Source organism: Kitasatospora sp. NPDC057512 (assembly GCF_042802135.1).
Taxonomy (GTDB): Bacteria; Actinomycetota; Actinomycetes; order Streptomycetales; family Streptomycetaceae; genus Kitasatospora.
Genome location: NZ_JBHVET010000028.1, coordinates 19253 through 27261 on the forward strand (window position 1 = coordinate 19253; position 8009 = coordinate 27261).

Consider the following 8009-nt stretch of genomic DNA (forward strand, 5'->3'; position numbering starts at 1 on the left):
GAGCAGCCGACCGCACCCGCCGCCCCCGCGCGGCCGACCGACCCTGCCATCCGATCAGCCGCCCGGGCCGTCCACCGGCCCCGAGGGAGGGATCCACCCCCGTGACCATCCGCAGCCTCCGCACCCAGCTCGCGGACGACCCCGACGTGGGCGCCGGCAACGTCCTGACCGCCCGGATCGCCCTCGGGCTCGACCTGGACGTTCCGCTGCTCAGCTTCGACACCCCGGTGGACGACCACCCCGCCTGGCAGCCGTTCACCCTGCGCGAGCTGGACCGCGCCGTCCGGGCCCGCGCCGCCGCACTGCACGGCCTGGGCATCACCCGGCGCGACCCGGTGGTGGTGTACGCGAGCGACGCCGCCGACCACGTGCTCGCCTTCCTCGCCCTGGCCCGGCTCGGCGCCGTCCCCGCACTGCTCAACCCCAACCTGGACGGCGAGCGCGCCGCCCGCTACATCGCCCGCCTCGGCGCGGCCGGCGTCCTCGCGGACCCCGCCCACCTGGCCGCCCTGGCCGGCCACGACCCGGGCGCGCCGCTGCTGCCCGAGATCGCCGCCCTCGGCGCCGGCGACCCGGACGCCGCCCCGGAGCCGTACCGGCACTGGTCCGGCGACCCGGTGGCGATCACCCACTCCTCCGGCACCACCGGCATGCCCAAGGCCGTCGTCCACTCCCACGCGAGCCTGTACGCCGCGATCCGCCACCGGCTGCGGCTGCCCCGCCCGCAGGGCCAGGACCGGATGCTCAGCGCGCTGCCCGCCCCGCACGCCGCCACCCTGATCGCGCTGAACCTCGCGCTCAGCTCGCACACCGAACTCGCCGTGCTCTCCCGGCAGTCCGGCGACGGCGTGCTGGAGGCCGTCGAGCGGTGGCGGCCCACCGGGGTGATCGGCTTCGCCGCCACCTGGGCCGACCTCGCCCGGCACGACCTCGCCGCCCGCGACCTGACCTCCGTCGCGCTCTGGTGGAACACCGGCGACTGCGCCCACGAGGTGCACATCCGCCGCCTGATCGCCACCGGCAGCCGGGAGACCGTCACCCGGGCCGGCCGCGCCCGGCTGCCCGGCTCGCTGTTCGTGGACGGCCTCGGCTCCACCGAGATGGGGCACTCGCACTTCTTCATCACCCACGGCCCCGGCACCGAGCGCTACGGCCGCTGCGTCGGCCGCCCGCACGCCTTCGTGGACTGCGAGGTGGTCGGCCCGGACGGCGAGCCGCTCGGGCCCGGCGAGGTCGGTGAACTCGCCACCGCATCACCGACCCTGGCGCTCGGCTACTGGAACGACTCGGCCACCACCTTCCGCACCCGGCTGCGCGGCCGCTTCCTCACCGGGGACCTGATGTACCGGGACGAGGAGGGCTACTACTACCACGTGGACCGGGCCGTCGACTCGGTCGAACTCGGCAGCGGCAAGCGGCTGTTCACCGCGATGTCGGAGGAGCGGGTGCTGGCCGCCTGCCCGGACGTGCTGGACTGCACGGTGGTCGCGGTACGGGACGGCGAGCGCGTGGTCACCGATGTGCTGCTGCTCCTCGCCGCGGACGCCGACCCGGCCGCGGACCGCACCGGGGCGGTGGTCGCCGCCCTGGACGAGGCCGCCGCCGCGACCGTCCGCAAGGTGCTGGTGGTCTCCCCCGAGGACATCCCGCTCGGCCCGACCGGCAAGGTCCGCAAGGTCCTGCTGCGCGAGACCCACCTCGCGGCGGTGGGCGCGTGAGCGGGCGGAGTGTGCCCCTGAACGGGCAGGACGCGCGCACGACCCCGCGCCCCGGCGCCGTCGTCACCGGCATCGGCCTGGTCTCCCCGCTCGGCCGCGAACCCGCCGAGATGTTCGAGGCGCTGACCGCCGGCCGCTCCGGCCTGCGCGCCGTCCCCGAGGGCCATGCCGCGCACGGCTGGCTGCCCGCCGCCGGGCTCGCCCCCGCCGTGGACGGCCGGGAGGTGCTGCCGCCCACCGAGACCCGCTGCGTGGACCGCTTCGTGCTGCTCGCCCTGGCCGCCGCCGACGACGCGCTCGCCGACGCCGGACTGGCCGTCGGCCGGGACGCCGACCCGCACCGCACCGCCGTGGTCCTGGCCACCGGTGGCGGCGGACTGGAGACCTTCGAGCAGCAGTCGCACCGCCGGCTGGAGCGCGGCCGGCCCGGCGTCAGCCCGTACCTGCTGCCCGGCATGCTCTCCAACATGGCCGCCGCCCGGATCGCCATCAAGCACGGCATCCGGGGCTACAGCTCCGCCGTGGTGACGGCCTGCGCGGCCGGCGCCCAGGCGATCGCCGAGGGGCTGCGGCTGATCCGGGCCGGCGACGCCGACGTGGTGGTGTGCGGGGGCACCGAGTCCTCGCTGCACCCGACCATCGCCGCCGCCTTCACCAACGCCCGCGCCCTGGCGCAGGGTTGGGAGGAACCGGAGCAGGCCAGCCGGCCCTTCGACGCCCGCCGCAACGGCTTCGTGCTCGGCGAGGGCAGCGCCGTCCTGGTCCTGGAACGGGCCGAGCACGCCGAGGCGCGCGGCGCCGCCGGCTACGCGGACGTCCTCGGCTGGGGCGCCTCCACCGACGCCCACCACCCGACCATGCCCCGCCCGGACGGCACCGGCGCAGCCGACGCGATGCGCGCCGCACTCGCCAACGCGGGCCTGGCCCCGGGCGACATCGACTACGTGAACGCCCACGGCACCGGCACCAGACTCGGCGACGTGGCCGAGACCGCCGCCCTGCGCACCGTCTTCGGCTCCGCGCCGCCCGCGGTCAGCTCCACCAAGGGCGCCACCGGCCATCTGCTGGGCGCCGCGGGCGCGTTGGAGGCGGCGGTGACCGCCCTGGCGGTGGCGCGGGGAACGCTGCCGCCCACCCTCAACCTGACCGACCCCGACCCGGCCTGCGACCTGGACCACGTCCGGGGCGCCGCCCGGACCGTCCCGGTGCGCGCCGCGCTGAGCAACGCCTTCGCCTTCGGCGGCCACAACCTCAGCCTGATCCTCGGCCCGGCCTCCACCCGGACCGCCCGCTAGCGGTACCGCCGCCCGACCGTCGCCCTACGGCCGCCGCCCCGACCGCGGTCGCCCGCCGCGCGGCGCCGGCGCGCCCCGATCCTCGATCCACCATCCCTCCCGGGGGGAGATCCCGTTGTCCATCCAGACCATCACCCACGTCGAGTTCCACTGCGCGGACGCCGACAAGACCGCGGCCGGACTCGGCGCCGACCTCGGCTTCACCGCCGACGCCCCGGCCACCGCCCCGGACGGCTCCCGCACCATCGGGCTGCGCCAGGGCACCATCCGGCTGCGGCTGACCTCCGCCGCCGACCCCGAGCACCCGGTGGCCGAGTACGTCACCCGGCACGGGGACGGCGTCGCCGTCCTCGCCCTCGGCTGCGCCGACCCGGCGGCAGCGCTGGAGCGGGCCGAGCGGCACGGCGCCCGGGTGCTCGACCGGGCCGGCGCCCTGATCGAGGGCTTCGGCGACACCGCGCTGCGCCTGGTCCCGCTGCCGGACACCGAGCCCGCCCCGGAGCCCCGCCTGCTGGACGGCCTCGACCACGTCGCGATCTGCCTGCCGGGCGGCACGCTCGCGGAGGCCGTACGGTTCTGCGAGAGCGCGCTGGACTTCCGCACGATCTTCGAGGAGTACATCGAGGTCGGCGAGCAGGCGATGGACTCCAAGGTGGTGCAGAGCGCCTCCGGCGGCGTCACCTTCACCCTGATCGAGCCCGACACCACCCGCCGCCCCGGCCAGATCGACGAGTTCCTCGCCGCCCACGGCGGGGCCGGCGTCCAACACCTCGCCTTCAGCACCCGCGACATCGCCGGCGCCGTCCGGACCGCCCGGGAGCGCGGCGTGGAGTTCCTGACCACCCCGGACGCCTACTTCGACGCCCTGGCGGACCGCTTCGGCGAGACGGCCATCCCGGTGGCGACCCTGCGCGACCTGCACGTGCTGGTCGACCAGGACCACGGCGGCCAGCTGTTCCAGATCTTCGCCCGCTCGACCCACCCCCGGCGCACCTATTTCCTCGAACTGATCGAGCGGCAGGGAGCGGGTACCTTCGGCACCGCGAACATCAAGGCCCTCTACGAGGCGGTCGAACGGCAGGGCCCCGCCGCCGAGGACCGGCCCGCCCCCGCACGGCCGAAGGGGGCCCGCCCGAAGGCCGCCGCCCCCGGGTTCCGGCTCACCGAGGCCGAGCGCGCCCTGCTGCCCACCCCCGACGAGGTGGCGCACTACCGCGAGCACGGCTGGTACCTCTCCCGCAGGCTCTTCAGCGACGAGGAGCTGGACACCCTCCAGGCCGCCACCGAGGCGTACTACGCCGGCCACCGGGACCGCGAGCTGCCCGTCCGGCCGCCCCGGCTGGCCTCCTGGCGGCCCGAGGACGGGCCGGTCCAGCGGCACAACGACTACGTGCACCACGAGAGCGACGCCATCGGCGCGATCCTGCGCAAGCCGCTGATCGGCGCGGTGGCCGCGCTGCTCGCCGGCACCGAGGAGATCCGGGTCTTCCAGTCGACGCTCATCTACAAGCCCCCGGTGCCCGAGGAGCCCAGCAACCGGGTGCCGTGGCACTTCGACAAGCACTACTGGCAGACCTGCACCTCCGAGGAGATGCTCACCGCCTTCATCCCGTTCCACGACTGCCGCGAGGAGAACGGCACCATCACCATGGTCGACGGCAGCCACCGCTGGCGGGAGCTGCCCTCCGGCGAGGACTCCACCCGGCACTTCGCCGACCGCGACGGCTCCGAGCTGGAGGCCATCCTGGCCGCCAACGCCGCCCACAACGGGCAGCGGGTACGCAAGGTCCCGATGCTGATCCCGCGCGGCCACATGTCCTTCCACCACTGCCGCACCTACCACGGCAGCGGCCCCAACCTCGCCTCCTTCCCCCGCCGGGCGGTCTCGCTGCACCTCCAGGACGGCGCCAACGAGTACCGCCGGCACGACCGGCCGGACGGCGAGCCGGTCGTGTACAACCACGACGTGCTGGTGAGCCGTACGGACGACGGCCGACCGGACTACGCCGACCCGCGGTTCTGCCCGGTGATCTGGCGGGGACGGCCGTGACCCCTCCCGCGCACACGGCCGGAGAGGCCCCCGCACTGCCGGGCCGCCCCGCCCCGCTGGACACCCCCGCCGAGCGCTACCGGATGCTGCGGCTGATCCGCGGCTTCGAGGAGCTGGCGCTCGGCCTGGTGAAGTCCGGCGCGATCCCCGGCGGCATCCACCCGTACATCGGGCAGGAGGCCGTCGCGGTCGGCGTCTGCTCGGCGCTCGGCCCGGCCGACCGGCTCGCCAGCACCCACCGCGGCCACGGCCACGTGCTCGCCCGGGGCACCGCACCGCACCGGCTGCTCGCCGAGCTCCTGGGGCGGGTCGGCGGGTCGAACGGCGGCCGGGGCGGCTCCATGCACGCCGCCGACCTCTCGCTGGGCATCCTCGGCGCCAACGGCATGGTCGGCGCCGGTGCCCCGATCGCGGTCGGCGCGGCCTGGGCGGCCGCCACCCCTGAACGGACGACGGCCGACGGTTCGGAGCCCGCCGGTTCGGAGGCCGGCCGGACCCCGGTCGCGGTGGCCTTCTTCGGCGACGGCGCGCTCAACCAGGGCGTCCTGCTGGAGTCGCTCAACCTCGCCGCGATGTGGCGCCTGCCGATGCTGTTCGTCTGCGAGGACAACGGCTACGCCACCACCCTGCCCGCCGCCACCGCCGTCGCGGGCAGCGCCACCGGCCGGGCCGCCGCCTTCGGCATCCCCGCCGAGGAGGTGGACGGCATGGACACCGAGGCCGTCCGCACCGCCGCGCTGCGCGCCGTCGCGCGGGCCCGCGGCGGCCGCGGCCCGGGTTTCCTGGCCTGCCGCACCTACCGCTACGAGGGCCACCACACCATGGAGCGCCGGATGAAGCTGCGCTACCGCTCCCCCGAGGAGGTCGACGCCTGGCGCGAGCGCGACCCGCTCCCCCGGGCCGCCGCCCTGCTCGACCCCGCGACGGTCGCCGAGCTGGACCGCTCGGTGTCCGAACAGCTCGCCGCCGCCGAGGAGTTCGCGCTCGCCTCGGAACACCCGGACCCGGCGGGCGCGCTGGACCACCTGTACGCCGACGGACTGCGGCCCCGGGCGGGGGTGACACCGTGACCAGGCTCTCGTACACCAAGGCGCTCAACCGGGCACTGGCCGACGAACTCGCCGCCGATCCGACGGTCTGCGTCTTCGGCGAGGACATCGGCGCCGGCCTGGCCGGGCCGACCCTCGGTCTGCTGGACCGCTTCGGGCCGGGGCGGATCGTCGACACCCCGCTGTCCGAGCAGGCCTTCACCTCGATGGCGGTCGGCGCCGCGCTGGCCGGCCGGCGTCCGGTGCTGGAGTTCCAGATCCCGTCGCTGCTGTTCCTGGTCTTCGAGCAACTCGTCAACCAGGCCCACAAGTTCTCGCTGATGACCGGCGGCCAGGCCGCCGTCCCGCTGACCTGCCTGGTGCCCGGCTCGGGCTCCCGGGACGGCTGGGCCGGGCAGCACTCCGACCACCCGTACAGCCTGTTCGCGCACGCCGGGGTGAAGACCGTGGTGCCCGCCACCCCGACCGACGCCTACGGGCTGCTGCGCTCGGCGATCCGCGACCCGGACCCGGTCGTGGTGTTCGCGCCCGCCGCCGCGATGCCGGTGCGCGAGACCGTCACCTGGGACCTCGCCCCCGTACCGCTCGGCCGGGCCCGGATCCACCGGCCGGGCGGCGACGTCACCGTGGTCGCCCTCGGGCACCTGGTGCACGACGCCCTCGCGGTGGCCGAGGAACTGGCGCCGGAGGTCTCGGTGGAGGTCCTCGACCCGCGCACCGTGTACCCCTTCGACTGGCAGGCGCTCGCCGACTCGCTGGAGCGCACCGGCCGCCTGGTCGTCCTGGACGACTCCAACCGCAGCTGCGGCTTCGGCGCCGAGGTGCTGGCCACCGCCGCCGAGGAGATGCGCCTGGTCGCCCCGCCCCGCCGGATCACCCGCCCGGACGGCGCCGTCCTGCCCTTCGCCCCCGCCCTCGACCGCGCCGTCCAGCCCGGCCGCGAGCAGCTGCGGCACGCGCTGGACCTCGTGCTGAAGCACCGCTGACCGCGCCCCGAACACCCCGCGCACCCCGAATGCCCGACAGCCCGACAGCCCGACCAAGGAGCCCCGTTGTCCACGAACCGCTACCACTGGGACCGCTCGCACCCCGGCCTGACCAGCCTCCAGCAGGCCATCGACCCGCTGCGCCGCGAGGTGGTCGAGCACTCGGTGTACCGCTCGCTCACCGGCATCGAGCGGGTCCGCACCTTCCTCGGCAGCCACGTCTTCGCCGTCTGGGACTTCATGTCGCTGCTCAAGAGCCTCCAGCGCGACCTCACCTGCGTGGACGTGCCGTGGGTCCCGAACGGCCCGACCGCCAGCCGCCGGCTGATCAACGAGATCGTGCTGGTCGAGGAGAGCGACGAGCTCGGCGAGGGCTACACCAGCCACTTCGAGCTGTACGTCGAGGGCATGCGGCAGGCCGGTGCCGACCCGCGCCCGATCGAGGAGTTCCTGGCCCTGCTGGGCTCCGGCACCGCCGTACCGGACGCCCTGAAGAACGCCGGAGTGCCGCAGCCCGCCCTGGACTTCACCTCCACCACCTGGTCGATCGTGGAGAACGCGCCGGTGCACTGCCGGGCCGCCGCCTTCGCCTTCGGCCGCGAGGACCTGATCCCGGACATGTTCACCCAGGTCATCCGGATCGACGACCCCGAGGGCGCGCTCACCGTCTTCAAGGACTACCTGGCCCGTCACATCGAGGTCGACGGCGAGCAGCACACCCCGATGGCGATGCAGATGCTGATCGACCTGTGCGGCGACGACCAGGACAAGTGGGACTCCTGCGCGGAGACGGTCCGCACCGCGCTGCGCGCCCGGCTCCAGCTGTGGACCGCGATCGAGCGGTCCTTCTGAGGCCTGCCGAAGGACGTCCGCGGTCGCGGCGGGAAGGACGCCCAGGGGGAGGTTCACCG

Annotated in this window: 6 protein-coding genes; all 6 read left to right on the forward strand. The window is 75.4% G+C overall.

Annotated elements, in window-relative coordinates; all coding sequences use genetic code 11:
- The first annotated feature begins 101 nt into the window (after positions 1-101).
- The 6 genes from ACFU6K_RS03875 (at position 102) to ACFU6K_RS03900 (ending at position 7950) form a co-directional block, all read left to right on the forward strand.
- A complete protein-coding gene (locus ACFU6K_RS03875) occupies positions 102-1718 on the forward strand; it encodes a class I adenylate-forming enzyme family protein (protein ID WP_380660722.1) in 1617 nt (538 codons plus the stop codon).
- Positions 1715-3013 (forward strand): beta-ketoacyl-[acyl-carrier-protein] synthase family protein, encoded by a 1299-nt coding sequence (locus ACFU6K_RS03880; RefSeq protein ID WP_380660723.1) that lies wholly within the window; start codon positions 1715-1717, stop codon positions 3011-3013. The genes ACFU6K_RS03875 and ACFU6K_RS03880 overlap by 4 nt, the downstream gene beginning before the upstream one ends.
- 115 nt (positions 3014-3128) lie before the next feature.
- Entirely contained in the window at positions 3129-5063 is a 1935-nt protein-coding gene (gene hppD, locus ACFU6K_RS03885; protein WP_380660724.1) for a 4-hydroxyphenylpyruvate dioxygenase, read from the forward strand.
- Positions 5060-6133, forward strand: coding sequence for a thiamine pyrophosphate-dependent dehydrogenase E1 component subunit alpha (locus tag ACFU6K_RS03890; protein WP_380660725.1), 1074 nt, complete (start codon positions 5060-5062; stop codon positions 6131-6133). Before hppD ends, ACFU6K_RS03890 begins: the two co-directional genes overlap by 4 nt.
- A complete protein-coding gene (locus ACFU6K_RS03895) occupies positions 6130-7098 on the forward strand; it encodes an alpha-ketoacid dehydrogenase subunit beta (RefSeq protein WP_380660726.1) in 969 nt (322 codons plus the stop codon). Before ACFU6K_RS03890 ends, ACFU6K_RS03895 begins: the two co-directional genes overlap by 4 nt.
- Positions 7099-7164: 66 nt before the next feature.
- Positions 7165-7950 carry a DUF3050 domain-containing protein gene (locus ACFU6K_RS03900; protein WP_074004880.1) on the forward strand — a complete coding sequence of 262 codons (786 nt, stop codon included), beginning with the start codon at positions 7165-7167 and terminating at the stop codon, positions 7948-7950.
- The last annotated feature ends 59 nt before the right edge of the window (positions 7951-8009 follow it).